Source organism: Pseudomonas sp. NPDC077408, assembly GCF_050269105.1.
Lineage (GTDB): Bacteria > Pseudomonadota > Gammaproteobacteria > Pseudomonadales > Pseudomonadaceae > Stutzerimonas.
This window is the reverse complement of sequence record NZ_JBNNHS010000003.1, coordinates 167,081-192,409: the sequence shown is the minus strand read 5'-3', so window position 1 is coordinate 192,409 and position 25,329 is coordinate 167,081. Positions and strand designations below refer to the sequence as shown.

Here is a 25,329-nt window from a genome sequence, read left to right as displayed (position 1 = left end):
GTTCATGCCTCCTTTCCGAACAAACCGGCCGGCCGCATCAGCAGGACCAGCACCATGATCACGAAGATCACCGTGTTGGCCGCCTCCGGATAGAACACCTTGGTGAGCCCTTCGATCAGCCCCATCGCAAGCCCTGTGACGATCGCGCCCATGATCGAGCCCATCCCGCCAATCACGACGACCGCGAACACCACGATCAATAAATTGGAGCCCATTCCCGGCGTGACAGCGTAGATGGGCGCGGCAAGCACGCCGGCGAATGCGGCCAGCGCAACGCCATAGCCATACGTGAGGGTGACCAGCAGCGGGACGTTGATGCCAAATGCCTGCATCAACTTGGGGTTCTCCGTCCCGGCGCGCAGATAGGAGCCAAGCCGAGTCCGCTCGATCATGTACCAGGTCGCAAAGCACACCGTCAGCGCGGCGACGATGACCCAGGCACGATAGGTTGGCAGGAACATGAACCCGAGGTTGTGCCCACCTTTGAGCAATTCCGGCATCGGGTAGGACGAGCCGGACACACCGAACAGCTTGACGAAGCTACCTTCGACGATCAGCGCCAGGCCGAAGGTCAGCAGCAGACCATACAGGTGATCCTCGCCGGCAATGCGACGCAGCAGACCGCGCTCGATTCCAATGCCCAGCAGTCCGATCAGCAGAGGCGAGAGCAACAATGCGGCCCAGTAGTTGATGCCCAGATAGTTCAGCCCGAGGAATGCGGCGAAAGCGCCGAGCATGTATTGCGCACCGTGGGCGAAATTGATGATCCGTAGCAAACCGAAAATGATCGCCAGACCAAGGCTCAACAGCGCGTAGAACGACCCGTTGATCAGACCGAGCAGCAGCTGCCCGAACAGTACGCTCAGGGGAACGCCGAAAACGAGAGTCATGATTCACTACCCAGAAAAGTCCGTGACGCCCCGGCCAGGCGGCCGGGGAATGGCTTGGGGCAGGCCGCTCAGTTCTGGGTGACCAGCTTGCACTGACTTTCTGAGAGCGGGCGGAAGGCTTCATCGCCTGGGATGGTTCTGATGACCTTGTAGAGGTCCCATTCCCCTTTCGACTCCGCCGGCGTCTTGACCTGCACCAGGTACATGTCATGCACCATGCGGCCGTCTTCGCGAATCTTGCCGTTCTTGGCAAACATATCGTTGACCGGAGTCTTGGCCATTTGCGCACGCACGGTTGCGGTGTCGTCGCTACCGGTTTCCTTCACCGCGTTCAAATAGTGAGTGGCGGCGGAATAGATGCCGGCATGGACCATGGTCGGCATGCTGCCTACACGCTCTTCGTAGCGCTTGGCCCAAGCGCGGGCTTCTTCGTCCATGTCCCAATACCAGCCAGTGGTCAGCATCAGGCCTTGCGTGACATCCAGCCCCATGGCGTGAATGTCGTTAAGGAACACGACCATGCCAGCAAGACGCTGTCCGGACTGCGTCACGCCGAATTCGCTCGCGGTCTTCAGCGAATTGACGGTGTCAGCGCCGGCGTTGGCCAGGGCGATAACATCAGCACCGGAACCCTGCGCCTGGAGGATATAGGACGAGAAGTCGCTGCTCGGGAACGGGTGGCGGACCGTGCCGACCACGCTGCCGCCTTCGGCTTCGACGACCTTCTTGATGTCGGCCTCCATTGCGTGGCCGAAGGCGTAGTCGGCGGTCAGGATGAACCAGCTTTTGCCGCCATCCTTGAGGACCGCGTTGGCCGTACCGTTGGCCAGGGCAAAGGTGTCGTACGTCCAGTGAATATGATTGGGCGAACAAAACTCATTGGTAATGCTCGATGCGGCGGCGCCGGAAATCAGTGCAAGTTTGCCGCCCTGCTCCACCACCTTGGCTGCCGCCAGCACCACGGAGCTGGCCACCAGTCCGGTGACCATGTCGACGTTACGTTCATCGATCCACTGCCGCACGGTGTTGGCGCCAACATCCGGCTTGTTCAGGTCGTCGGCGTTGAAGGTTACGATTTTCTTGCCATCGACCGTGCCGCCGAAATCTTCGATGGCCATGTTCAGCGCTTCGAGACCACCGGGACCGGACAGATCACGGTAGGTGCCGGACATGTCAGCGAGATAGCCAATGCGGATTTCGTCGTTGCTGATTTCGGCCTGGGCAGCACTGGCGATCATGCTGGAAACGAGGACGGCGGCTGCGGTTTTCTTGAGCATTTTCATATTCACCCACTGTGATTGTTTTTGTTGTGGCTATTGATCACCGGCATGTACTGCGGACCGGCTGGCTTGCATGACGAGGGCGGTCACACCCCCAGACAACTATTCAAAAACTCCTTTTTCGAATCCAGGTCGGCGGCGCTGATCTCTTCGATGATTTGCCCGTGCTCCATCACGTAATGACGGTCGGCCAGTGGCGCGGCGAAGCGGAAGTTCTGCTCAACCAGCACGATGGTCAGGCCGCGTTTCTTCAGCTTGATCAGAACCTCCGCGAGCTTCTGCACGATCACTGGGGCCAGCCCTTCGGTGATCTCATCAAGCAGCAGCAGATTGGCACCGGTGCGCAGGATTCGCGCCATGGCCAGCATCTGCTGCTCGCCGCCGGACAACCGGGTGCCTTGGCTGAAACGGCGCTCGTAGAGGTTGGGGAACATGTCGTAAAGCTCGTCCAGGCCCATGCCGCCACTGCGCACGGTGGGCGGGAGCAACAAGTTTTCCTCGACATTGAGGCTGGAAAAGATCCCGCGCTCTTCGGGGCAATAGCCCACGCCGAGTCTGGGTATCTGGTGGGCGGGTATGCCGATGGTTTCGTTGCCATTGACGATGATGGAGCCGGTCCGTCGTCCCACCATGTTCATGATGGCGCGCAACGTGGTGCTACGGCCTGAGCCGTTGCGTCCCAGCAGGGTGACCAGTTCGCCGCGCCCGACCACCAGGTCGACCCCATGCAGGATGTGCGATTCACCGTAGAACGCATGCAGATCATCGACCCGCAGCTGGTCGCGGTCAGCTTTGGGCGTCATGCGTGAGCCTCCTCTGCGTCGGCTTCGCTGCCCATGTAGGCCTCGCGCACCTCGGGATTTGCCGAAACGCTTTCGTAATCGCCTTCGGCCAGAACCGAACCCCGTGCCAGTACAGTGATGCGGTCACAGAGCCGGCTGACGACGCTCAGGTTGTGCTCGACCATCAGCACCGTGCGGTTCACCGCAGCCCGGCGGACCAGGGCTACGACCATGTCGACGTCTTCACCGCCCATGCCCTGCGTAGGTTCATCGAGCAGCAGCACGACCGGGTCCAGCGCCAGCGTGGTCGCCAGTTCCAGGGCGCGCTTACGGCCATAGGGCAGCTCGATGGCGAGCGTCTGGGCGTAGGATTCCAGGTCCACTTCGGCGAGCAACTGCATGACGCGCTCATCGAGCTCGCGCAGTGACCGTTCGGACTTCCAGAAGTGATAGGACGTGCCGAGCTTTTGCTGCAGAGCGACACGGACGTTCTCCAACACGCTCATGTGACCGAACACCGCCGAGATCTGGAACGAGCGAACCAGCCCGAGGCGGGCAATCTGGTTGGCCTTCATCGACGTGATCGCTTTGCCGCGATAGAGGATCTCGCCGCGTGTGGGCGTCAGAAACTTGGTGAGGAGGTTGAACACTGTGGTCTTGCCGGCACCGTTGGGGCCGATCAGTGCGTGGATGTGTCCCTTCTGCACACGCAGATCGACGGAATCCACTGCGGTGAAGCCGCGGAATTCCTTGGTCAGACCGCGCGTTTCCAGCACGAACTCAGGTGCCATGGGATGCCCTCTAACCTTGATTATTGTTGTTGGTTATGGCGCAGGTCTATGGATGACCTTTACGTAAACGATAACAACCGTTTGCAAGCTGTTGCAAGCATCGTTTTCAAACGCTCGCTTGAGTAAAAAGTGGGTAGCGATGCGGCTTGTGCGGCATTGCCGTACGCATGGAGACCGCTGAAAAAAGCCGGGCCGCAAGGGCCCGGTAAAGGATCAACGAGGAGGTATTGCGGTGCTGCTCAGGACGCTTACCAGAGCGCCAGGGTGTAGCTGAGGATCACGCGAGTTTCGTTGATGTCGCTGCCAAAGTTGCTGCGCACCGTGGCGTTACGCACTTTCATGGCGAGGTTCTTCAACGGTCCGTTCTGGACCACATAGGCTATATCCGTGTCGCGTTCCCACTCTTCACCTTCGCCGCCGCCGGCCAGGTTGACGTTGTCACCGGACACGTAGCGGGTCATCAGGCTCAGCCCGGGGATGCCAGCAGCAGCAAAGTCATAGTCGTAGCGAACCTGCCATGACTTCTCGTCTTCGTTGCCGAAGTCATTGATCTGCAAAAGGTTGATCAGCATGTTGTCGCCGCCGCTGACGTACGCAAAGCCAGTGTCGCCGCTCAACGTCTGGTAACCGCCAGTAAAGCCATGGCCGCCGATCTTGTAGGTGAACAGCGCGCCGAAGGCGTTGTTGTCGACGTTGCTGCCGCCGTCATCAGTGGAGCGCACGTAGCGCAGGTCGGTCTTGAAGCTCTGGTTCTCACCGAGCGGCATGATGTGGACCAACTGCGTGTTGTGCTGCTTGTAGATGCCATCCAGGCCGCCGTAGTAATAGTTAGCGGTAAGCTCCGGCATGATCTGGTAGCGGCCACCGGCGAAGAGGAACTCGTCGCTGGTTTTGGCGCTGCCCAATTGAATATTCCGAGCACCACCATTGAACACTGTCAGCTCTTCATAATCCGACGAGTCACGGTAGCTGATGCGATCGAGCATACCGACATCAACCGTCAGACCCTCGATTTCCTTGCTCTGCAACCAGCCCCCACGGAAGATGCTCGGCAGCAGGCGGCTGTCGTTGCGCATCACTACCGGGATGATCGGCTGCAGGGTGCCGACGTGCAGGGTCGTGTTGGACATCTTCGCTTTGGCGGTCAGCCCGGCAGTGCCGTAGTCATCAGACGGCTGACCGGACGAATCGCGCTGCAGGATGCCGGTGCCGGAGCGATCCGGGCTGGAATCGAGTTTGACGCCCAGCAAGCCGAGCGCATCCACGCCGAAGCCGACCGGCCCTTCGGTGTAGCCCGATTCCATCTTCAGGATGAAGCCCTGCGCCCATTCGTCGGCCTTGGATTGAGACGCCCCGGACTGGCGGAAATCACGGTTCATGTAGAAGTTGCGCAGCTCGACGCTGGCTTTGCTGTCATCGAGAAACGCGGCGGATGCCATGGTTGAGGTGCCAAGCGCTGAAGCTGCCAGGCTGCTGAAGAGGAAGAAACGGCTCAGGGGTTTCAATTGCATGATCATCTCTCTTGTTATTGTCTTGGTTGATGCAGCTGATGGACCCGACCACGCTCCTGTCGGGTCTCGTTTACCGCGTTATGCGGTAAATCCATGGCTACCGCTCAGTTCGCGGCAGCTCTGGGCACACGACCCAGCAAATAAAATTCGTCGTTGGGCGGCGTTCGCGCCATCGACACCAGACGGTTGGAAAGACCAAACAGCGCAGCAATCGCGCCAATGTCCCAGATGTCGCTCTGAGTGAAGCCCATCTTTTCCAATCGCGCCTGCCAGGCGTCATCCAGTACGCCACGTTGTGCAGCCAAGTGCAGTGCAAAATCGAGCATGGCCCGCTGGCGCTCGCTGAGCCCGGCGGTGTGGTAGTTCACTGCAATCTGATCGGCAATCAGCGGATCCTTGGCCAGGATTCGCAGAATCGCGCCATGCGCCACTACGCAGTACAGACAGCCGTGATCGGCGCTCACCGCCACCACGATCATTTCTTTCTCGGCTTTGGTCAGACTGTCCGATTCTCGCTCCATCAGCGCATCGTGATAGGCAAAAAAAGCCCTAAATTCATCTGGCCTATGGGCCAACATCAGAAAAACATTGGGTATGAAGCCGGCTTTCTCTTGTACCGCCAGAATCCGCTCACGCAAATCGTCCGGCAGCGAGGCGAAGTCATCGACGAGCGGAAAACGACTGATGGGCTGGGTCATGGAAGGCTCCGTATCGTTCAGCAAATGAAGCGGCTAGTCGAAACCAGCCGCTGGCGCCATCACTCGGCAATGCCAAGCTCTGCGACGCTGACCTCGCGCATCTTGAACTTCTGCACCTTGCCGCTGATCGTCATCGGGAACTCCTCGACGAACTTGATATGTCGCGGCGTCTTGAAATGTGCGATCCGCCCTTTGCAGAACTCGCGCAGATCGTCGGCAGTCGCTGAATGCCCCGGGTGCAACTTGACCCAGGCAACGATCTCTTCACCGTAGGTCTTGTCTGGTACGCCGATCACCTGCACGTCAGCCACCGCCGCGTGGGTGAACAGGAACTCCTCGACTTCCCGTGGATATACGTTCTCACCGCCGCGAATGATCATGTCTTTGTTACGGCCGACGATCTTGATGTAGCCCTCCTCGTCCATGGTCGCCAGGTCGCCTGTGTGCATCCAGCGCGCGCCGTCGATAGCACCGGCGGTGGCCTCCGGATTGTTCCAGTAACCGAGCATGACGCTGTAACCACGGGTACAGAGCTCGCCGATCTGCCCGCGCGGGACGATGCGGTTGTGTTCGTCGACCACCTTACTTTCCAGGTGCGGCTGGGTGCGCCCGACACTGGTGACACGACGTTCAAGGTCATCATCCGGGCCGGTCTGAGTCGAGACGGGGCTGGTTTCGGTCATGCCGTACGCGATCTGCATCTCAGCCAAATGCATGTCGTCGATGACGCGCTTCATGACTTCGATCGGACAGGTGGAACCGGCCATGATCCCGGTGCGCAGATTGCTCAGATCCAGCGATTGACGCTCCGGGTGGTCGAGCATGGCGATGAACATGGTCGGCACGCCGTACATACCGGTGGCCTTTTCTTCGGCTGCCGCTTGCAGCGCCGCGAGCGGTTCGAAGGCGGCGCTCGGATAGATCATCGTGGTGCCATGGGTGACGCAGCCAAGATTGCCCATGACCATGCCGAAGCAGTGATAAAGCGGGACTGGAATTACCAGCCGGTCGTGCTCGCTGAGCTTGAGGCTCTCACCGACCATGTAGCCGTTATTAAGGATGTTGTAGTGACTGAGCGTGGCGCCCTTGGGGAAACCCGTGGTGCCGGAGGTGTACTGAATATTGATCGGGTCATCGAATTGCAGCTGCTCGCCGCATTGGCGCAGCTGCTCCGGGCCGACGTTCTCCGCCATGTCCATCAGCCCTTTCCACAGGAGCATCCCGTCAACCGGCGTGTCGCACAGGCTGATCACTCCACGCAGCTCGGGCAGCATGTGGCTCTGCAAAGCGCCGATGGCCGCGCGCTCCAGCTCTGGTAGCAGCTCATGCAGCATCGCGTGATAGTCGGATGTCTTGAACGCATCGGCGCAGATCAACCAGCGGCAGCCGGACTGCTTCAGTGCATATTCGAGTTCGTTGAGGCGATAGGCCGGGTTGATGTTAACCAGCACCACGCCCACCTTGGCGGTCGCAAACTGAGCGATACACCACTGCGCATTGTTAGGCGACCAGATGCCCACCCGCTCGCCAGGTTTGAGGCCCAGTGCCAGCAAGCCCCGTGCGCAACGGTCCACCTCTTCTGCCAGCTGGGCCCAGGTGTAGCGCAGGTTCTGGTGACGAACGACCAAGGCCTCACGGTCGGAGAACCGCTCGACAGCCCGGTCGAACGCCGCACCAATGGTCATCGGCAACAGAGGTTTGGTCTGCGGTCCGCAGGTGTAGCTCGGAAGACTCATGTCGAAATTCCTCAGTCTTATGTTTGTTATGAGGCCTTACTGTCCCGCGCACTGTTGTTGACAGTCATTCGGGACGTGGTTACGTTAACGTAAAGGTAACAGCGTGACAACCCACCGCACCCTACGCCAAAAGTCGGTGCGCAAGCGTGACAAACAACAGGCTGAGCCGCAGGCGAAATCCAGCTTTTGATCGGCGGTCGGATCAGAACAACTACAAAATAGACAGGTGGCACATGAACTATTCAGGCCTCAACTTCGCGCTCGGTGAAACCGTGGACATGCTCCGCGACCAGATCCGCGGTTTCGTTGCGAACGAACTGGCGCCCCGCGCCGAAGCCATCGACCGTGACAACCTCTTCCCCAGCGACATGTGGCGCAAGTTTGGTGACATGGGCCTGCTCGGTATCACCATAGACGAGGAATACGGCGGCGCTGGCATGGGTTACTTGGCACATGTCATCGCTATCGAAGAAATCAGCCGTGGCTCGGCCTCGGTGGGTCTGTCCTACGGCGCGCACTCCAACCTTTGCGTCAACCAGATCAACCGCAACGGTACGGCCGAACAGAAGGCCAAATACCTGCCCAAGCTGGTCTCGGGCGAGCATGTCGGTGCGCTGGCCATGAGCGAGCCGAATGCCGGTTCCGACGTGGTTTCGATGAAGCTGCGTGCCGATCGCAAGGGTGACCGCTTCGTGCTGAACGGCAGCAAGACCTGGATCACCAACGGTCCGGACGCCAACACCTATGTGATCTATGCCAAGACCGATCTCGACAAGGGTGCGCACGGCATCACCGCGTTCATCGTCGAGCGCGACTGGAAGGGTTTCTCGCGCGGCAGCAAGTTCGACAAGCTCGGCATGCGCGGCTCCAACACCTGCGAGCTGTTCTTCGATGACGTCGAGGTGCCGGAAGAAAACATCCTCGGCGTCGAAAATGGTGGCGTGAAGGTTCTGATGAGCGGCCTGGACTACGAGCGCGTGGTGCTGGCAGGCGGCCCGGTCGGCATCATGCAGGCGTGCCTCGATGTGGTGGTGCCCTACATCCACGACCGCAAGCAGTTCGGCCAAAGCATCGGCGAATTCCAGTTCATCCAGGGCAAGGTGGCCGACATGTACACCCAGCTCAACGCCAGCCGCGCCTACCTCTACACCGTGGCGCAAGCCTGCGACCGTGGCGAGACCACTCGCAAGGATGCCGCCGGGGTGATCCTCTACACCGCCGAAGCGGCGACCCAGATGGCCCTTCAGGCGATCCAGATTCTCGGCGGCAACGGCTACATCAACGAGTTTCCCACCGGCCGTCTGCTGCGCGACGCCAAGCTTTACGAAATCGGCGCCGGCACCAGCGAGATTCGCCGGATGCTGATTGGCCGCGAGCTGTTCAACGAAACCAAATAAGACAAAGCAGCAGAGGCGGAACGCGGTAACCGTAGGGTGGGCTTCAGCCCACCATTCCCGGACGTGGTGGGCTGAAGCCCACCCTACCCAGGATGAAGCGCCACTTCGGCCTTCGTCCAGCTTCAGCCTCCAGCGCTCTTTTCGAGGGTTCTATGGCCATCCTGAATACCCAGATCAATACCCGTTCACCGGAGTTCGCGACCAACAGCGCCGCGATGCTCGAGCAGGTTCAGAACCTGCGCACGCTGCTCGGGCGCGTCAGCGAAGGTGGCGGCGAGAAAGCGCAGCAGCGCCATGTCTCGCGCGGCAAGCTGCTGGTGCGTGACCGCATCAACGCCCTCCTCGATCCCGGTTCGGCCTTTCTCGAAGTCGCGCCCCTGGCGGCTTACGAGGTCTACGGTGAAGACGTTGCTGCTGCGGGCGTGGTGGCTGGCATCGGCCGAGTCGAGGGCGTTGAATGCGTGATCATCGCCAATGACGCCACGGTAAAAGGTGGCAGCTACTACCCACTCACGGTGAAAAAACACCTGCGCGCGCAATCCATCGCCCAGCAGAATCGTTTGCCGTGTATCTATCTGGTGGATTCCGGCGGCGCCAACCTGCCGCGCCAGGATGAGGTCTTCCCCGACCGTGAACACTTCGGTCGCATCTTCTTCAACCAGGCCAACATGAGTGCCATGGGTATCCCGCAGCTTGCGGTGGTGATGGGCTCCTGCACTGCCGGCGGCGCCTACGTCCCGGCGATGGCGGACGAAACCATCATGGTGCGCAACCAGGCGACGATCTTTCTCGCCGGCCCGCCGTTGGTCAAAGCCGCGACGGGCGAAGTGGTCACCGCCGAAGAGCTCGGCGGTGCCGATGTGCACTGTAAAACGTCCGGTGTGGCCGACCATTACGCTGAGAATGACGAGCACGCGTTGGCCATCGCCCGGCGCTGCGTGGCCAACCTCAACTGGAAAAAGCTTGGCCAGGTACAGACCCGCCAACCGCGTGCGCCCCTCTATGCCGCGGACGAGCTTTACGGTGTGATTCCGGCTCAGTCCAAACAGCCCTATGACGTTCGCGAAGTGATCGCGCGGCTGGTCGACGGCAGCGAATTCGATGAGTTCAAGGCGCTGTTCGGCAACACGCTGGTCTGCGGCTTCGCCCATCTTCACGGCTATCCGATCGCCATCCTCGCCAACAACGGCATCCTGTTTGCCGAAGCCGCGCAGAAAGGCGCGCACTTCATCGAACTGGCCTGCCAGCGCGGCATCCCGTTGCTGTTCCTGCAGAACATCACGGGCTTCATGGTCGGCCAGAAATACGAAACCGGCGGCATCGCCAAACACGGCGCCAAGCTGGTAACCGCAGTGGCCTGCGCTCAGGTGCCGAAGTTCACCGTGGTCATCGGCGGCAGTTTCGGTGCGGGTAACTACGGCATGTGCGGTCGTGCCTATGATCCGCGCTTTCTGTGGATGTGGCCCAACGCGAGAATTGGCGTGATGGGTGGCGAGCAAGCCGCTGGCGTGCTGGTGCAGGTCAAGCGTGAGCAAGCCGAACGCAGCGGACAGACCTTCTCAGAGCAAGACGAGGCGCAGCTCAAACAGCCGATTCTTGAGCAATACGAGCGCCAGGGGCATCCCTACTATTCCAGTGCCCGACTGTGGGATGACGGTGTTATTGATCCGGCGCAGACGCGCGATCTACTGGGCCTGGCACTCTCAGCGAGTCTCAACGCACCGATCGAACCGACCCGATTCGGCGTATTCCGGATGTAAGCCTGCGATCCCGCGCGCAGTGCGCTGGCCAAAGCGGCCGGTCGCGGCGCGTATTGACCGCTAGCTGGCTCGTACAGGAGAAGCAGATGACCGATTTCCAGACCATCGAATTGAACAAAGACCCGCGCGGCTTCGCCACCCTATGGCTCAACCGACCGGAAAAGAACAACGCCTTCAACGCCGAAATGATCCGCGAGCTGGTACAGGCAATCGACACGGTGCAGGCGGACAAGCGCCTGCGCTTCTTGCTGCTGCGCGGCCGTGGTAAGCATTTTTCGGCCGGGGCGGATCTGGCCTGGATGCAACAGTCGGCGAAGCTGGATTTCGATGCCAACCTCACCGACGCCCGTGAGCTGGCCGAACTGATGTACAGCCTTTACCACCTCAAGCTGCCCACACTGGCAGTGGTGCAAGGTGCAGCCTTCGGTGGTGCGGTCGGGCTGGTTGCCTGCTGCGACATGGCGATCGGTGCGCATGATGCGTTGTTTTCCCTTTCCGAAGTGCGCATCGGCCTTGCGCCGGCAGTGATCAGCCCCTTCGTCGTCAAGGCCATGGGTGAGCGCGCCACGCGTCGCTACGCCATGACCGGCGAGCGCTTCAGTGGCGAGCGCGCCCGCGAGCTCGGCCTGTTGTCAGAAACCTATTCCGCCGCCGAACTGAACGATGCCTTGCTCGGCTGGCTCGACAACCTGCTGCTTAACAGCCCGCAAGCCATGCGTGCCAGCAAGGACCTGTTGCGCGAAGCCGCCAGTATTTCGCTGAGCCCCGCGCTACGCCGCTACACCGAAAACGCCATTGCGCGCATACGGGTCAGCCCCGAAGGGCAGGAAGGGCTCAACGCCTTTCTCGAAAAGCGCAAACCGAATTGGACGCAGGAGCCAGAACAATGATAACCACCCTGCTGGTCGCGAACCGGGGCGAAATCGCCTGCCGCGTGATGCGCACCGCCAAGGCCATGGGCCTGACCACCGTTGCCGTGCACAGCGCCATAGACCGCGATGCAAGGCATGCCAGCGAGGCCGACATTCGTGTAGACCTCGGCGGCGCCAAGCCGGCCGACAGTTACCTTTTGATCGACAAGCTGATCGATGCCGCCAAAGCCAGCGGCGCACAAGCGATCCATCCCGGCTACGGCTTCCTCTCGGAGAACGCGGACTTCGCTCGCGCCATCGAGGATGCCGGCCTGATCTTCCTCGGCCCGCCCGCCTCGGCCATTGATGCCATGGGCAGCAAATCGGCCGCCAAGGCGCTGATGGAAAAGGCCGGCGTGCCGCTCGTGCCTGGCTATCACGGCGAAGCGCAGGACGTGGAAACCTTCCGCGTCGCTGCAGAAAAGATTGGCTACCCGGTGCTGCTCAAGGCCACCGCCGGCGGCGGCGGCAAAGGCATGAAGGTGGTCGAGCGTGAAGCGGATCTGGCCGAAGCGCTGCAATCGGCTCAGCGTGAGGCGCAGTCGTCCTTTGGCGACTCGCGAATGTTGGTCGAGAAGTACGTGCTCAAACCGCGCCACGTGGAGATCCAGGTATTTGCCGATCAACACGGTAACTGCCTGTACCTGAACGAGCGTGATTGTTCGATCCAGCGCCGCCACCAGAAGGTCGTCGAGGAAGCCCCCGCGCCAGGACTTTCCGCCGAACTGCGTCGCGCCATGGGCGAAGCTGCGGTCAAGGCGGCTCAAGCCATCGGCTATGTAGGCGCCGGCACGGTGGAATTTCTGCTCGACGCACGCGGTGAGTTCTTCTTCATGGAGATGAACACCCGCCTGCAGGTCGAACACCCCGTGACCGAAGCCATCACCGGCCTGGATCTGGTGGCCTGGCAGATCCGTGTCGCGCGTGGCGAGCCGCTGCCGATCACACAGGATCAGGTGCCGCTCAACGGTCACGCCATCGAAGTAAGGCTGTATGCCGAAGACCCGGACAATGATTTCCTCCCCGCCACCGGCACCCTGGACCTGTACCGAGAATCCGCTGCTGGACCGGGCCGACGCGTCGACAGCGGCGTAGCCGAAGGCGACCAGGTGTCACCTTTCTACGATCCGATGCTCGGCAAATTGATTGCCTGGGGCGAGAATCGTGAGGAAGCACGCCTGCGTTTGCTGGCGATGCTCGACGAAACCTGCGTTGGCGGCGTGCGTACCAACCTTGCCTTCCTGCGCCGTGTGGTCGGTCACCCGGCTTTTGCCGCCGCCGAGCTCGATACGGGCTTCATCCCACGCCACGAACCCGACCTGATGCGCACACCCGGCGAGCTTCCGGATGACTTCTGGCAGCAGGCAGGCGAGCTGTTCGTGCAGACCGAACCGGCGAAGATTCGCGAGGACGACCTCCATTCGCCCTGGGCAAAGCGCGACGGCCTGCGTTTCGGTATGCCGGCGCGAATTGGTGTGCATCTGCAATGCAACGGTGAAAGCCGGCTGGTGCGCATCGATGCCGCTGCCAACACGAGCGAGCGTGCCCCTTCAAACGTCAGCCGCCAGCCCAAAGTGATTCGCAAGGACCAAACCCTGTACCTGGAATGGAATGGAGAGCTGCAGGCCGTCACCGCATTCGACCCCATCGCCGACGTCGAAGCCAGCCACCAGCAGCACGGCGGCCTCACCGCGCCCATGAACGGCAGCATCGTTCGTGTGCTGGTCGAGGCCGGGCAAAGCGTCGAGGCCGGCGCCACATTGGTCGTGCTTGAAGCGATGAAAATGGAGCACAGCATCCGAGCCGCCGAAGCAGGCGTGGTAAAAGCCGTCTACTGCGCCGAAGGCGAAATGATCAGCGAAGGCACGACGCTGGTGGAGCTTGAGTAATGACCGCTACTGGCGGCCGGCAAACCGGGCAGCGACCGCCGGTTTTGCCGCACGGTGGCGGTGGACGTCCACGCTCGACCCACGCTAAAAAGGCCTGCGATAGAGAGGCGCTTGCTCGCAAATGCGGCTTGGATAGGCGTCCCCCTCGCCGCTATCAACGCACCAACGTTGCCGCGTGGCTACATCCGGAAACGGCGCACCAGTCCGTTCAACCCCACCGCCAGGCGCGACAGTTCCTGCGTCGCCACACTGGTCTGCTGAGCGCCAGCGGACGTTTGCACCGAGAGATCGCGAATGCTGACCAGGTTCCGGTCAATTTCACGGGCGACTTGCGCCTGCTCCTCCGAGGCACTGGCGATAACCAGGTTGCGCTCGTTGATTCCGGCTACCGTCTCGGCAATCCGCGCCAGTGCAACCCCCGCAGCCTCGGCTTTATCGAGCGTGCCCTGAGCGCGAGAGGCACCTTGTTGCAAGGCTTCAACCGTCAGCGTCGTGCCGTTCTGGATGCTGCCAATCATCGACTCGATCTCGCGGGTCGACTCCCCGGTGCGCTTCGCCAGCGCTCGCACTTCGTCCGCCACAACGGCGAATCCACGACCGGCATCGCCGGCGCGCGCAGCTTCAATAGCCGCGTTGAGCGCGAGCAGGTTGGTTTGTTCGGCCACGGCGCGGATCACATCCAGCACTCGGGTGATGTTGTGGGTCTGATTGGCCAGATCGCCGGCACGTGCCGATGCGCTGACCACGTCGTCCGCCAACGCCTGGATCGACGCGATGGCATCTTCAAGCTGTTTGCGTCCCTGCTGAGCCGACTCGCTCGACGCCCGCGACGCCTCAGAGGTAGACACCGCGTTGCTGGCTACCTCTTCGACCGCACAAGTCATTTCATTCACCGCCGTGGCGGCCTGTTCAATCTGGTCGTTCTGCCGTTGCAGGCCCTCGGTACTGTCCAGCATGACAGCGCTCATCTCTTCCGCCGAGGCCGTCAGCACATGGGCCGAGTCGTTGATTTGGCCAATGATATCGCGCAGGTTGGTCTGCATTTCGCTCAGCGAGGTCAGCAGCTCGGTGGCTTCATCATGGCCGTCGACATGCACCTCGTGGGTCAGATCTCCTTTGGCAATCTGATTAGAAACAGCGACCGCCCGGCGCATGGGCCGCACGATACTGGCGGTCAACAACACGGCCAACGCTACGGTGAAGATCAGCGCAACGAGGATCACCAACGCGATTACGATCTGAGCTTTTTGGTAAACGGCAGTGGCCGCCTCTACAGCATGGTGAGCACCCTCTTCGTTGAAGGATCGAAGCTTCGACAAGGCCTGCTCGAACTGGTGACTCAGCTCGGTAACCCGCGCGTTAGCCGTGGCGACTTGTTCAGCGCTCGCGTTGCCATCAATCACGCGCTGCCGTTCCTGAAGCGCCTTGGGATAGGTCGCGTATACCTCTTTGACCACACTAAATGTACGAGCCTCGTCAGGGTTGGAGACGTGGCTTTCGTAACGAACCATCAGCTGACCGATCTCATTCATTGCAGCAGCTATTTCCTCACCACTCTTACGAAGCGTTTCGGCATCGTGAAAGGCAAGCTGACGCATGGACTCGATCTGTACGTGAGCGAAGTGCAACGCCATATCGTCTGCGGCTGCCTGGCTTGGCATCCAGTCAGCGTCAATCTCGCTGCCCGCCGCACGTATGGCCGCCATCTGCATCAGACTGAACAAGCCAAGCGCAGTCAGCAGCACAGCGACAAGCGCAAAGAACAACAGCGTGCGATGGGAGATTTTCAATTTGCGTAGCATGGCGATTCTCGGACGTGGTGCCCCGGAAGGGCCGGGTCTTCTAACCTTATCTGCCACGCTGTTCGGAACTTGAGCATCGAGGGTCGCTGTATGACCCGATGGTCAACCCCCTTTTTACCGGGAAGGCACCCGTACTTGTCATGAGGAACACCGATGACCATTACCACTGAAATGCCACGCCGGGTACGCCTGGTTGAAGTCGGCCCGCGAGACGGCTTGCAGAACGAAAAACAGCCGATCAGCGTCGCGGACAAGGTGCGCCTGGTGGACGATCTGAGTGCCGCCGGGGTGCGCTATATCGAGGTGGGCAGCTTCGTGTCGCCTAAGTGGGTGCCGCAAATGGCGGGCTCGTCTGACGTCTTCGCTCAGATCAGGCAGAAGCCTGGCGTGACCTACGCGGCGTTGACGCCGAACCTGAAGGGGCTGGAAGCTGCCATCGAAGCCGGCGTCAGCGAAGTGGCCGTGTTTGGCGCCGCCTCGGAAGCGTTTTCGCAGAAGAACATCAGCTGCTCCATTGATGAGAGCCTGGCGCGCTTTGCCCCGCTGATGATCGCCGCGCGTGAGAACGGCATTCAGGTACGCGGCTACGTCTCTTGCGTCTTGGGCTGCCCTTACGAAGGCGAGGTCGACCCTAAGCGTGTCGCGCATGTCGCGCATGAGCTGTTCGCCATGGGCTGCTATGAGGTATCGCTGGGCGACACCATCGGCACCGGCACCCCAGGCAAGACCCGTCAGCTGTTCGAAGCCGTTGGCCGTGAGGTCCCGCGTGACAAGCTCGCCGGGCATTTCCACGATACCTATGGGCAGGCGCTGGCGAATATCTATGCCAGCCTGCAAGAGGGCGTCTGTACCTTCGACAGTTCGGTCGCCGGGCTCGGCGGCTGCCCCTACGCCAAGGGCGCGAGTGGCAACGTCGCCAGCGAAGACGTGCTCTACATGCTTAACGGCCTGGGTATCGAGACCGGGATTGACCTCGAGATGCTGATCGCCGCAGGGCAACGCATCAGTGATGTACTGGGTCGTCCCAACGGATCGCGGGTCGCTCGGGCGCGCCTGGCCGCGCAATAACCCAACGCCATCGCCCTCACTCAAATAACAAGAGGCCTCCATGAACAAGATCTACCCCAACGCCCAGCAGGCACTCGACGGCCTGGTCGAAGACGGCATGACACTTGCGGTTGGCGGTTTCGGCCTGTGCGGCATTCCCGAAGCGCTGATCGAAGCGCTGCGCGACACCGGCAAGAAAGACCTTACGGTGATTAGCAACAATGCCGGCGTCGACGGCTTCGGCCTCGGCCTGCTGCTCGAGACGCGCCAAGTGCGCAAGATGGTTTCCTCCTATGTCGGTGAGAACAAGGAGTTCGAGCGCCAGTACCTGGCCGGCGAACTGGAACTCGAATTCACGCCGCAAGGCACTCTGGCCGAGAAGCTACGCGCCGCAGGCTCGGGCATACCGGCGTTCTACACCCGCACCGGATACGGCACGCTGATCGCCGAGGGCAAGGAAACTCGCCAATTCAACGGTGAGTGGTACGTGATGGAGGAGTCGCTGTCCGCCGATGTATCGCTGGTCAAAGCCTTCAAGGCGGACAAGGCTGGCAATCTTGTATTCAACAAGACCGCGCGCAACTTCAACCCGCTCGCCGCAATGGCCGGCAAGGTTTGTGTGGTGGAGGTCGATCATCTGGTCGAAACCGGCGAGCTGGACGCCGACCAGATTCACCTGCCGGGCATCTACGTGCAGCGCATCATCCACAACCCGAACGCTGAGAAGCGCATCGAAAAACGTACGGTGAGGAGCTGATCATGGCCTGGACACGCGAACAGATGGCGCAACGCGCCGCACAGGAATTGCAGGACGGCTTCTACGTCAACCTCGGCATCGGCCTGCCAACCCTCGTCGCCAACTACATTCCGGACGGCATGGACGTCTGGCTGCAGAGCGAGAATGGGCTGCTCGGCATCGGCCCCTTCCCCACCGAGGACGAGATCGACCCGGATCTGATCAACGCCGGCAAGCAGACCGTCACCGCCCTGCCCGGCAGTGCCTTTTTCGACAACGCCATGAGCTTCGGCATGATCCGCGGCGGCCATATCAACCTGGCAATTCTTGGCGCCATGCAGGTTTCCGAAAAAGGCGACCTGGCGAACTGGATGATCCCTGGCAAGATGGTCAAGGGCATGGGCGGTGCGATGGATCTGGTGGCCGGGGTCAAGCGTGTTGTCGTGCTGATGGAGCACACCGCCAAGGGCGCGCACAAGATCATCAAGCAGTGCGACCTGCCGCTGACCGGCGTCGGGGTAGTCGACCGGATCATCACCGACCTGGGTGTGCTGGATATTACCGAGCAGGGCTTGAAACTGGTGGAGCTGGCCGACGGCGTGAGCTTCGAGGAGATGCAAGACGCCACCGGCTGCACGATCCAGCACTGAGCGCCGCAATATGGCCCGGCGCCACTGGGCATCGGGCCAGCGCAGCGTGTAGCCTTGACTCGCTCTAAACCGTAGTAAACGCGCGCCCGGCTCATCGCGAGCCGTGGGTGGATAAGCAGGACTGGATACCTTCATGGCAAAGCAGACGTACAGCATTTCCGATTTGGCCAACGAACTCGATATCACCACCCGCGCCATACGCTTCTACGAAGAACAAGGCATGCTTTCGCCGAAACGGCGCGGTCAGGAGCGCATCTACACCCCCAAGGATCGTGTTGCCCTAAAGCTCATATTGCGGGGCAAACGCATCGGCTTCTCCCTCGCCGAATGCAAGACGCTGATCGAACTCTACGACCCCAAGGCCGGCAATCAGAAACAGCTGAACATCATGCTCGGCATGATTGCCGAACGCCGCCAGCAGCTCGAACAACAGCTGCTTGATATCCAGCAGATGCAGCTGGAACTCGATACCGCTGAGGAACGCTGCGTTACCGCCCTCAAAGCGACCGTGGACAAGGACGCGGGCTGAGCTCGGCTAACGCTTCCATCGTCGTTGGCAGCTGATGCCTCCCACCGAATCGTCAGTGTTTGACGTCAGCTTGGGCGCCAAATGGTGTCGCGATAGCTGCTGGCTTACCGGTTGTCACCGTCCAGATAAATAGACACCAGTCCAGTGATCTGGACGGCCCTCCTATCGATCCCGATGAGTGTCTGGCCAACTGGACACCCGCCAATTCGGAAGCACCCCGAGAAGCCCCTGGCCCGCGGGTTACCAGGTTTTCTAACAGTCAGGCACAAAACCTGCTAAGTAATACATGCACGACGCCAGAACACCTGGCGGGACGAAAAAAGCGCTGCTGCCCCGTCCCGCTTTCCGGCCTGCTGAATGCCGGTCTGCGCCTCTGGTTACCAAAACAAAAAAAAGAAGGAAACCTGCAATGTCGATATCCAAAAAGCTGTCCCGTCTCGCCTGCGCCATCGGTGCCACCACCGTTCTCAGCGCCAGCCTGATCAGCGCTGACGCCATGGCTGTCGAGAAGATCCGCTGGCAAGTGCCGTTGGCCTTCCCGTCGCACCTGGTCGGTCTAACCACTCCAATCAAACACCTGTCCGAGTCGCTCAAGGCCATTTCCGGCGGCGATATTCAGCTGCGCTATTACGAGCCCGGCGAACTTGTGCCGCCGTTCGAAATCATGGATGCGGTCAGCAACGGCAAGTACCCGGCTGGCTATACCTGGATCGGCTACGATCAAGGCACCATCGCGTCACTGCCTCTGTACTCCGGCGCGCCGTTCAATATGGAGCCGCCAGCCTATCTGGCCTGGTACTACGAGGGTGACGGCAAGAAACTGCTGGAAGAAATCTATGCCGAGCGCAACATCCACCCGATGCTCTGCAGCATCATCGGCCCGGAAGGCGCCGGCTGGTTCGCCAAGCCAGTCGAGAAGCTGGAAGACTTCGATGGCCTACGTATCCGCTTTGCCGGCATCGGCGGCAAGGTGCTGGAAAAACTCGGCGCCTCGGTCACGATGATCCCTGGTGGCGAGATCTATCAGGCGCTGGAGCGCAAGACCATCGACGCCACCGAGTTCTCGCAGCCGGCGATCGACAAGATGTTGGGCCTTGATCAGATCATTAAGAACTACATCATGCCCGGCTGGCACCAGACGCTGACCACTTCGCACCTGTTGGTGAACAAGGGCGTCTGGGACAAGCTTGAGCCACAGAGCCGCGCGCTGATCGAGATGGGTTGCGAATCGGCCACCCTCAAAGGTTTTGCCGAAAGCGAATGGGCCCAGCCGACCGCTTTGCGCGAGTACGAAAAGCAGGGCGTGAAAGCACAGGTGTTGCCAGAAGAAGTGCTGCGTGAGCTGGAGCGCGTGACCAATGAAGTGCTCGATGAAATCGCAGCCAAGGACGAAATGTTCAATCGCGTCCTGACCAGTCAGCGTGACTTCATGAAGCACCACTCGATCTGGCACGGCAAAGGCTACTTGCCGCGCGATTATTACCAGTACGAGTGATCCACTCATCAAAGCCTAGCGCCCGCTAGGGCTGCCCGGTCAGTAACGTATGGCCTGGTGTGCTGAGGTTCTCTGCGGTCGGTTGGCAACTGCCGAAGCGCAGTCACGCAGTCTTAGCACAACAGGTGAAGGATCTGGCTGTCCTGACAAGCTCTAGCGGCACGGCCTTCGTGCCGTGTCTTCCCCTGATTTCGGATCTCCGAGGTGGCCGTGTCCGCTCATCCCGTTTCCCCTAACGAAGCCGTGCCCGCCGCTCAAGCGGATGCATTGCCTCACAACAAGCTGTCCTGGTGGCTAGACAAAGCGCTGGTCGCCATCGGCGAAGCCAGTGCATGGATCTGGCTATTGGTTTTGGCGGTCGTGTTGACCAATGTGTTCAGCCGCTTTGTCCTCTCGCGCGGCTCGATCGCGCTGGAAGAACTGTCCTGGCACCTGTTCGGTGCAGCCCTGATGCTCGCCCTGGCATACGCCGTGGTGCGCGATGACCATGTCCGGGTCGATGTACTGCGTGAGAAATTCACGCTGCGCAGCCAGGCCATCATCGAACTGCTGGCGATCCTGATACTGGCATTGCCGATCGTGGTGCTGATGGTCGACGCACTGGTGCCGTTCGCCTACCAGGCTTTCATCTATGACGAGCGCTCGCAGGCGCCGAGCGGCCTGCCGCATCGTTTCATTTTCAAAAGCGTATTGCCCATCGGCCTGACGCTGGTAGCACTGGCGCTGCTTTCACGGGCCACGCGTTGCAGCACGCTGCTGTTCAATTTTCCGCGGGCCTTTGTAGCCCCGACGCATGTCCGCGACCGCGGCCATTCGCAGCCCTGATGGAGTAGCCGTAATCATGGGTCTGGAAGAAATTCTCGTCATCAGCATGTTCGCCACCTTCATGGGGCTGCTGCTGCTTGGCTTCCCCGTTGCCTGGTCGCTGGCCGGCATCGGGCTGCTGTTCGCCGTGCTCGGCCACGTGATGGTCGAACACTTCGACGCCGATCTCTGGTTCACCTGGGACGGTACCATCGGCGTTCTGGATGCCCGCATCTACGGCATCGTCGCCAATGAGCTGATGGTCGCTCTGCCTCTGTTTATCTTTATGGGCATCATGCTTGACCGCTCCGGCATCGCCGAGCGACTGATGCACAGCCTCGTTCGCGTACTCGGTCCGTTGCGTGGCGGTTACGCCGTAACGGTAGTGCTGGTGGGCATCCTGCTGGCCGCATCTACCGGTATCGTCGGCGCCTCGGTGGCCCTGCTCGGCATGCTCTCGATCGGGCCGATGCTGCAGGCCAAGTACAACAAGAGCCTCGCCGTCGGCACTGCCTGTTCGGTTGGCACCCTGGGCATTCTGATTCCACCCAGCATCATGCTGGTCTTGATGGCCGACCGACTCGGTACGTCGGAAGCCTCAGTGGGCAAGCTGTTCATGGGTGCGCTGATACCCGGGATGATGCTGGCACTGATGTACATCCTCTACATCGTTGTGGTGTCGTGGCTGAAGAAGGACTTTGCGCCCGCTCCGGCCAACCGCCAAAAACTTGATGCAAAGGCGCTGATCGATGTGTTCTGGGCGGTGGTGCCACCCTTCGTGCTGATTCTGGCCGTGCTGGGCTCGATCTTCTTCGGCATCGCCACCACCACCGAGGCCTCTGCTGTAGGCGCATTCGGCGCGGTATTGATGGCCGCCCTCAGCCGTAAGTTGAACATGGCGGTGCTGAAGGAAGCGCTCTACCAGACCAGCCGCACCTCGGCATTCATCTTCGGTATATTCATTGGCGCCACGGTGTTCGCCGCCGTGTTGCGCGGGCTGGGCGGCGATGACGTGATCCGCGCGGCGCTCACCGGCCTGCCATTCGGCCAGACTGGGGTGTTGCTGACCGTCCTGTTCATCACGTTCTTGCTGGGCTTTTTCCTGGATTGGGTAGAGATCACCCTGATCATCCTGCCGCTGGTTGCGCCGGTGCTGTTTTCCATGGGTGTCGATCCACTGTGGTTTGCCGTGCTTTTCGCGCTGTGTCTGCAGACCTCGTTTCTTACCCCGCCGGTGGGCTTCGCGTTGTTCTATATCAAGGGTGTCTGCCCGCCGGAAGTCACGACGCGAGACGTCTATCTCGGCGTCATGCCCTACATCCTGATCCAGCTGCTGGGTCTGGCACTGGTTTTCTTCTTCGCGCCGTTAGCGACATGGCTGCCCAACGAGGTGTACGGACTCTGAGCCCGGACCGGCTGCCTTGCCCCTGGCAGCCGGCGCCTTCCATAATCGGCCGAACCTCACCGGACAGCTCGAACCCATGGCAATCGCCCGCAACGACCTTGATCACAACGGCCTGACCATCGGCGTATCTCCCGAACGTTTCCGTGCGGTGGCCATGCCGCTGTTATTCGACCACCTCAATGCCCAATGCGAAGGCACCATTGCGGTCAACCGCCAGGCACGCATTGTCTGGATCAACGATAAATACGCCGAGAAGATCGGCATCAGCGACCCGCGTAGCGTACTCGGCAAGGAAATCGAAGAGGTGCTGCCCGCCAGCCGCTTGCGCGAGGTAGTGGAAAGCGGTCAGCCGAGCATGCTCGACCTGATGGCCTTCGGCAGCGAGCATTTCGTCGTCACGCGCATTCCGCTTCGTGACGAAGACGGCACCCTGGTCGGCGCGCTCGGTTTCGTCCTGTTCGACCGCGCCCGACACCTCAAACCGTTGATGTCCAAGTTCACCACGCTGCAGACGCAGCTGGTCGCCACCCAGAACGAGCTGGCCAAGGCTCGCCGAGCGCGCTACACCATCGCCGGCTTCATCGGCACCAGCCCGGCCGCCAGTGAAGTGAAACGCCAAGCACGGCGTGCCGCCCAGCTGGACGCTACGGTCCTGATCCGTGGCGAGACCGGGACAGGCAAGGAACTGCTGGCCCAGGGCATCCACAACCTGTCACCGCGTGCCAACGGACCTTTTGTTGCAGTCAACGTCGCGGCAATTCCGGAAACGCTGGTTGAAGCCGAGTTGTTCGGTACTGCGCCCGGGGCCTTCACAGGCGCGGATCGCAAAGCGCGCATTGGCAAGTTCGAAGTGGCCAACGGCGGCACCCTCTTCCTCGATGAAATCGGCGACCTGCCGTTGGCACTGCAGGCCAAGCTGTTGCGTGTGCTGCAGGAGCAGGAAATCGAGCCGCTGGGCTCCAACCAGGTCAAGCCGCTGAATGTGCGGGTGATCGCTGCCACACACATCGACCTGGAAGCCAAGGTCGCCGCTGGCGAGTTCCGCGATGACCTTTACTACCGGCTCAACGTGCTGGCGCTACAGGTGCCGCCGCTGCGCGAACGCGCTGCTGACATTCCAGCCGTAATCGAACACCTGCTCGACGACATTGCCAACCGCTCCGGTCAGGCACCCATGGAACTTGCGCCGAGCGCCATCGCATTGCTGTGCAATCAGCCGTGGCGGGGCAACGTACGCGAGCTGGGCAATCTGCTGGAACGCGCCCAGCTGAGCACGGATGGCACCCCGCTGGAAGCCCGCCATTTCTCACCGCTGTTGGGGTCGACGACCACCGCCGCGCCGCAGGCTGCCGCCCTGCCCAGTGAGCCGATGCTTGCTGAACCGGCACCGGAACCCAACGCCCCGCTGCAACGTCTCGCCGAAAGCGTCGCCCAGGCCGAGCGCCGCGCCTTGCAGACCGCCCTGCTCGCCTGCAAAGGCAACCGCCGCCGAGCCGCGACGGAGCTGGGCATATCCCGAGCCAGTCTGTATTCGAAGTTGCAATTACATGGTCTGAGTGAACGGTAGCGCGATAGTTAGAAGTTCGAAAAGCAATGATGGGGTGCCTTGCTGCGGCTGATGTCTGTCGTTAACGTAACGCGCCGTTAATGGTCGCAGGATGCGCAAAAAATGACATTTACGATTCGCCCGGTTAGCCACGACGATCTGCCGGCTATCTGTGAATGGCCGCAGGACGAAGCCGAACTCTTCTATTGCTTTCCAAAAGCTCATTACCCACTCACTGAGGACCAACTGCTCGAGGCGATCGCTCAACGCGCCGAGTCGTCCGTCGTCGTCCAATCAGGCCGGCCCGTAGCATTCGCGAACTTCTACCGATGGGATCAGGGTGGGGTTTGTTCAATCGGGAACGTCATCGTCGCGCCGAACGCGCGCAGGTCCGGGGCTGCAGGGTTCCTCGTCGACCACCTTTGCGCGGTTGCCTTCTCGAAATTTGCGGCCGTCCAGGTGCAGGTCTCCTGTTTCAGCCTGAACACAGCGGGCCTACTGCTCTATCCGAAGCTCGGGTTCCTGCCATTCGCGATCGAAGAAAGACAGAGCCGGGCCGGTGAGCGCATCGCATTAGTTCACCTCCGTCGCAACCCGCCATCGGCAGGGCAATGACAAACTGTTCTTGCCTCCGGTAGCCGCAGACGACACACCCGCTGCGGCCATCGATGCCCCGAATGACTATTGCGCCAGCCAGCCGCCGTCGACATTCCAGGCAACGCCGCGGACCTGGCGAGCAGCATCGCTACACAGGAAGACGGCCAGCTCGCCCAGCTGTTCCGGCGTCACGAAATCCAGCGACGGCTGTTTTTCCATCAGCAGTTCACGGGTCGCCTGGCTCGGGTCGCCGTGGGCCTGGGCCTTGCTATCGATTTGCTGCTGCACCAGCGGCGTCAGTACCCAACCAGGACAGAGCGCGTTGCAGGTAATGCCCGTGGTAGCTGTTTCCAACGCCACGGTTTTGGTCAGGCCGACCAAGCCGTGCTTAGCGGCCACGTAAGCAGCCTTCTGCGCCGAGGCCACCAGGCCATGAACCGAGGCGATGTTGATGATCCTCCCCCAATTGCGCTCGCGCATGCCCGGCAAGGCGAGGCGCATGGTGTGAAACGCCGAGGACAGGTTGATGGCAATGATGGTGTCCCAGCGCTCGACTGGAAACGACTCGATGGGCGCGACATGTTGGATGCCAGCATTGTTGACCAGCACATCGACCGAGCCTAGGTCGCGCTCCGTCCGGCTGACCAAATCGGCGATCTGATCCACATCGGACACGTCGGCAGGATGGTGCAGCACGCGCGTGCCGTATGCCGAGACGCGTTCGAGGGCGGCATCAACATCGCCGAAGCCGTTGAGCATCACGTCGGCCCCGGCCTCGGCCAACTTGCAGGCAATGCCCAGGCCGATACCGCTGGTCGAACCCGTCACGAGAGCGGTTTTAGCGTTAAGTGTCATGGCGTGCTCCGATTGGGTTGCGCAACTGGAACAGAGCGGCCAAAACCGACTCATTGATTGCCAGCAAAGCGGTCTTTACAGACCATGACGGGGACGTTGACAGGCAAGGTGCTGGACGAGTGACTGGCACAACGGCCAGAGCGAAAAGAAGGGTCATCTGCGGTTTTCCTTGTTGTTCTTGTCGCCTCGCTCGGGATGCGTCTGCCTCAACGAGCAAA

At 60.9% G+C, this 25,329-nt stretch carries 21 protein-coding genes and 2 pseudogenes; 13 read left to right on the top strand and 10 right to left on the bottom strand.

Translation table 11 applies throughout. The annotated features are described in order from the left end of the window. Window positions 1-2 precede the first annotated feature (2 nt). The 7 genes from ACQKEK_RS10225 to ACQKEK_RS10195 all read right to left on the bottom strand — a co-directional run bounded on the left by ACQKEK_RS10225 (window position 3) and on the right by ACQKEK_RS10195 (window position 7,688). Window positions 3-890: a branched-chain amino acid ABC transporter permease gene (locus ACQKEK_RS10225; RefSeq protein ID WP_045426908.1), complete on the bottom strand. Its 888-nt coding sequence runs from the start codon at window positions 888-890 to the stop codon at window positions 3-5. Window positions 891-958: 68 nt separating this feature from the next. Continuing rightward, entirely contained in the window at window positions 959-2,173 is a 1,215-nt protein-coding gene (locus tag ACQKEK_RS10220; RefSeq protein WP_045426906.1) for an ABC transporter substrate-binding protein, read from the bottom strand. 83 nt (window positions 2,174-2,256) lie between these two features. After that, the gene (locus tag ACQKEK_RS10215) at window positions 2,257-2,973 is read right to left on the bottom strand and encodes an ABC transporter ATP-binding protein (protein ID WP_045426904.1); all 717 of its coding nucleotides are present in this window, start codon (window positions 2,971-2,973) and stop codon (window positions 2,257-2,259) included. Then, the gene (locus ACQKEK_RS10210; RefSeq protein ID WP_045426899.1) at window positions 2,970-3,743 is read right to left on the bottom strand and encodes an ABC transporter ATP-binding protein; all 774 of its coding nucleotides are present in this window, start codon (window positions 3,741-3,743) and stop codon (window positions 2,970-2,972) included. Before ACQKEK_RS10210 ends, ACQKEK_RS10215 begins: the two co-directional genes overlap by 4 nt. A gap of 248 nt (window positions 3,744-3,991) precedes the next feature. Next, the gene (locus ACQKEK_RS10205; RefSeq protein WP_499142428.1) at window positions 3,992-5,254 is read right to left on the bottom strand and encodes an OprD family porin; all 1,263 of its coding nucleotides are present in this window, start codon (window positions 5,252-5,254) and stop codon (window positions 3,992-3,994) included. Between the two features lie 104 nt (window positions 5,255-5,358). Next, window positions 5,359-5,952: a peroxidase-related enzyme gene (locus ACQKEK_RS10200; RefSeq protein WP_499142427.1), complete on the bottom strand. Its 594-nt coding sequence runs from the start codon at window positions 5,950-5,952 to the stop codon at window positions 5,359-5,361. A gap of 59 nt (window positions 5,953-6,011) precedes the next feature. Beyond that, the gene (locus tag ACQKEK_RS10195; protein ID WP_499142426.1) at window positions 6,012-7,688 is read right to left on the bottom strand and encodes an AMP-binding protein; all 1,677 of its coding nucleotides are present in this window, start codon (window positions 7,686-7,688) and stop codon (window positions 6,012-6,014) included. Between the two features lie 233 nt (window positions 7,689-7,921). Here ACQKEK_RS10195 and ACQKEK_RS10190 point away from each other — a divergent pair, with 233 nt between their 5' ends. From ACQKEK_RS10190 to ACQKEK_RS10175, 4 genes are all read left to right on the top strand, one after another. Continuing rightward, complete coding sequence (locus ACQKEK_RS10190; RefSeq protein ID WP_499142425.1) at window positions 7,922-9,085, top strand: isovaleryl-CoA dehydrogenase; 1,164 nt, start codon at window positions 7,922-7,924, stop codon at window positions 9,083-9,085. Between the two features lie 152 nt (window positions 9,086-9,237). Beyond that, window positions 9,238-10,845, top strand: a complete 1,608-nt coding sequence (locus ACQKEK_RS10185) for a carboxyl transferase domain-containing protein (RefSeq protein ID WP_499142424.1) — start codon at window positions 9,238-9,240, stop codon at window positions 10,843-10,845. Window positions 10,846-10,931: 86 nt separating this feature from the next. Continuing rightward, on the top strand, window positions 10,932-11,735 hold the full coding sequence (locus ACQKEK_RS10180) for a gamma-carboxygeranoyl-CoA hydratase (RefSeq protein WP_499142422.1): 804 nt from the start codon (window positions 10,932-10,934) through the stop codon (window positions 11,733-11,735). Continuing rightward, complete coding sequence (locus ACQKEK_RS10175) at window positions 11,732-13,645, top strand: acetyl/propionyl/methylcrotonyl-CoA carboxylase subunit alpha (RefSeq protein ID WP_499142421.1); 1,914 nt, start codon at window positions 11,732-11,734, stop codon at window positions 13,643-13,645. Before ACQKEK_RS10180 ends, ACQKEK_RS10175 begins: the two co-directional genes overlap by 4 nt. A gap of 179 nt (window positions 13,646-13,824) precedes the next feature. Here ACQKEK_RS10175 and ACQKEK_RS10170 read toward each other — a convergent pair. Next, window positions 13,825-14,658 (bottom strand): annotated as a pseudogene (locus ACQKEK_RS10170) (methyl-accepting chemotaxis protein); the annotation flags it as partial. A 21-nt stretch (window positions 14,659-14,679) separates the two neighbouring features. After that, window positions 14,680-15,447 (bottom strand): annotated as a pseudogene (locus ACQKEK_RS10165) (MCP four helix bundle domain-containing protein); the annotation flags it as partial. Between the two features lie 171 nt (window positions 15,448-15,618). On the opposite strand from ACQKEK_RS10165, the gene ACQKEK_RS10160 reads away from it, so the two are divergent. The 9 genes from ACQKEK_RS10160 to ACQKEK_RS10120 all read left to right on the top strand — a co-directional run bounded on the left by ACQKEK_RS10160 (window position 15,619) and on the right by ACQKEK_RS10120 (window position 24,274). Further along, window positions 15,619-16,515: a hydroxymethylglutaryl-CoA lyase gene (locus tag ACQKEK_RS10160; RefSeq protein WP_499142930.1), complete on the top strand. Its 897-nt coding sequence runs from the start codon at window positions 15,619-15,621 to the stop codon at window positions 16,513-16,515. A 40-nt stretch (window positions 16,516-16,555) separates the two neighbouring features. Further along, window positions 16,556-17,251, top strand: a complete 696-nt coding sequence (locus ACQKEK_RS10155) for a CoA transferase subunit A (RefSeq protein WP_499142420.1) — start codon at window positions 16,556-16,558, stop codon at window positions 17,249-17,251. Window positions 17,252-17,253: 2 nt separating this feature from the next. Beyond that, window positions 17,254-17,880 carry a CoA transferase subunit B gene (locus tag ACQKEK_RS10150; RefSeq protein ID WP_499142419.1) on the top strand — a complete coding sequence of 209 codons (627 nt, stop codon included), beginning with the start codon at window positions 17,254-17,256 and terminating at the stop codon, window positions 17,878-17,880. A gap of 133 nt (window positions 17,881-18,013) precedes the next feature. Next, window positions 18,014-18,409 (top strand): MerR family transcriptional regulator, encoded by a 396-nt coding sequence (locus tag ACQKEK_RS10145; RefSeq protein ID WP_128120791.1) that lies wholly within the window; start codon window positions 18,014-18,016, stop codon window positions 18,407-18,409. Between the two features lie 409 nt (window positions 18,410-18,818). Further along, window positions 18,819-19,904, top strand: a complete 1,086-nt coding sequence (locus ACQKEK_RS10140) for a TRAP transporter substrate-binding protein (protein WP_128120792.1) — start codon at window positions 18,819-18,821, stop codon at window positions 19,902-19,904. Between the two features lie 210 nt (window positions 19,905-20,114). Beyond that, window positions 20,115-20,729, top strand: a complete 615-nt coding sequence (locus ACQKEK_RS10135) for a TRAP transporter small permease subunit (RefSeq protein ID WP_241509181.1) — start codon at window positions 20,115-20,117, stop codon at window positions 20,727-20,729. Window positions 20,730-20,745: 16 nt separating this feature from the next. Further along, on the top strand, window positions 20,746-22,113 hold the full coding sequence (locus ACQKEK_RS10130; protein ID WP_045426863.1) for a TRAP transporter large permease: 1,368 nt from the start codon (window positions 20,746-20,748) through the stop codon (window positions 22,111-22,113). A 76-nt stretch (window positions 22,114-22,189) separates the two neighbouring features. Next, entirely contained in the window at window positions 22,190-23,680 is a 1,491-nt protein-coding gene (locus tag ACQKEK_RS10125; RefSeq protein ID WP_499142928.1) for a sigma-54 interaction domain-containing protein, read from the top strand. Window positions 23,681-23,782: 102 nt separating this feature from the next. Then, entirely contained in the window at window positions 23,783-24,274 is a 492-nt protein-coding gene (locus tag ACQKEK_RS10120; protein ID WP_499142416.1) for a GNAT family N-acetyltransferase, read from the top strand. A gap of 66 nt (window positions 24,275-24,340) precedes the next feature. Here ACQKEK_RS10120 and ACQKEK_RS10115 read toward each other — a convergent pair whose 3' ends face one another. Continuing rightward, window positions 24,341-25,111, bottom strand: a complete 771-nt coding sequence (locus tag ACQKEK_RS10115) for a 3-hydroxybutyrate dehydrogenase (protein ID WP_499142415.1) — start codon at window positions 25,109-25,111, stop codon at window positions 24,341-24,343. Between the last annotated feature and the right edge of the window lie 218 nt (window positions 25,112-25,329).